The following is a 1,869-nucleotide window of genomic DNA, read 5'->3' as shown; positions in this document are numbered from 1 at the left end:
GGTTGTCTTGGGCATCCACAGATTGATCGGCCCCATTCAAACACGTTTCTGGACAAAAGTGAGTCAGTGACTTTACTAAATTAACAAAGAATGAATTAGTAAAAGTACCTTAAACGTTTGTGATTTTTAGCAACTCAGCACTTTTTTCAAGTAATTTTACGCACTGTAATGCTAGAGGTGATAGTCCGAAAGCTATGTTCCACTCACTGCTTTCAAACGTGGCAGGCTTCGGATCTAACAACAGAAGTCCTCGTCTAATTAACTCTGCGATATCGACATAAAGATTCCCACCATGCTGGATCTGCCAACCAATTTGGTTAGTCACTAAGACTCTTTTAAACGCATCATTTTCATGGGTAGGGTCTAACTTGGAAAGTTCAACGAACAATAAAACTAGTTCATCACTGATACCCTGAAGGGCCGATACGATAGAGTGTTTTTCTGAAGCTGTAAAAGAGAAGTCAGCATCGTTGCAATACAATAACGCATAAGCCATTATGACAGTTTGGCTACTAGTATTAAGCGCATTATTTACATAATCAGAGAGAAGATCCTGCCCTTCACTACTGTCCAAATAAGTGATCAACGTATCTCTCTCACCAAGAGTCATTAACTCGTATCGTACATCTACACATTTCATGAAAGTGTCAATTTTTCGTTTTTTGGACTTGTTGTACGCGTCTTTTAGACAGCTAATTACGCTGATAGCTCCTTTTCCTACAGTCTGCATTTCCATGCGATATTCCCCTGAATTACTTAGCCGCATAATAGTGAGAATGCTACCACCAAACCTAAACTATTACGTTGTAAACATGACCCTAACCTTGAACTGAGAGTGCTAAGCGTTGGAAGCTCCTCTTGAACATTTATTTGTTATGTTCGTTTTATCGTCTTAACCCAAGACTCACTAGTTTTTCGGTCAGTGCTTTCAATTAACACCTGTGCAATGACTGTATACTTCTGTCCATAAACCCCTTTATAAGCTAACGTAAACTCAACAGTTCGTGCAGCATGTTCTTCAAGAGAAGGAAGTTGAATTAGTAGATCTCGAACTTCAACTTGGTTATCAGCAATTCCAATGAGTACAAGCGATTCATGAGTTTCACACCCATAGCCATCAGATGAGGAATAGTACAGCTTGTACTGGCTTGTACTTTCACATTCAATATCTAACGCGGCTCCTATGCCAATATTCCTAATGCATATTGGGATCTGCTTAGTGTGTTTTAGTGGTAAGCCATCAGCTCCAACATCCCGATGTATAACGTGAAGCATGTTCCCACAAGGTTTATTAGCAGGTTCGACAACCAAAATGGGTCTGACTATGTCGTGGCGTTGTTTGTGGTAAATATAGTAAGCTGAAAGGAACGCCAAGTATCCACCAAAGAGACCACCAGAAAAACCTAACCAACCATCCACTGTCCCAGCTTTCTGCACAGATAACACCAGTTCATGATTAAGAACAACTGAGACAAAGAGCACAACTGAAACAAAGACCACGATTGCTAGGGCAATTATGCCAAGTATTCTCATTTAGTTCCCTCATAGAGCATAACGATAGTTAGACGGTGAAAAACCATTTTTATTCTCACCATTGTGTATTTTCGCTCTGCTTCTTTCAATTTTAAATCATTGACTTACCGACAGTTAATGAGAGTTTAATCGCTAAATGCAGTCTCATTTTACTGTTCCGCTTGTTGCACCTCCCTTCGGATAATTTTTCGTAGGGCAAATTCATATTAACAGAATGCGTATGAGCTTTTGCTTTAGATGATTTCGGGGCAAAAATGTGCCAGTGAAAGCAGCAAAAAGGCTGTGATCACCAAGCGATTCTGTCGTACCTTAACTACCAAACGACTTTGTCGTTAG

At 40.0% G+C, this 1,869-nt stretch carries 2 protein-coding genes; both read right to left on the bottom strand.

Annotation, left to right across the window (positions count from 1 at the left end; translation table 11 throughout):
• Positions 1 to 109: 109 nt before the first annotated feature.
• On the bottom strand, positions 110 to 736 hold the full coding sequence (locus AB6D58_RS24280) for a hypothetical protein (protein ID WP_136987123.1): 627 nt from the start codon (positions 734 to 736) through the stop codon (positions 110 to 112).
• A gap of 137 nt (positions 737 to 873) precedes the next feature.
• Positions 874 to 1,533 carry a hypothetical protein gene (locus AB6D58_RS24275; RefSeq protein WP_136987124.1) on the bottom strand — a complete coding sequence of 220 codons (660 nt, stop codon included), beginning with the start codon at positions 1,531 to 1,533 and terminating at the stop codon, positions 874 to 876.
• Between the last annotated feature and the right edge of the window lie 336 nt (positions 1,534 to 1,869).

The sequence above is a fragment of the Vibrio sp. 10N.239.312.D08 genome (assembly GCF_041466145.1).
Classification (GTDB): domain Bacteria; phylum Pseudomonadota; class Gammaproteobacteria; order Enterobacterales; family Vibrionaceae; genus Vibrio; species Vibrio crassostreae_C.
The sequence above is the reverse complement of the archived record's forward strand: the minus strand, read 5'-3'. Positions and strand labels throughout refer to the sequence as shown.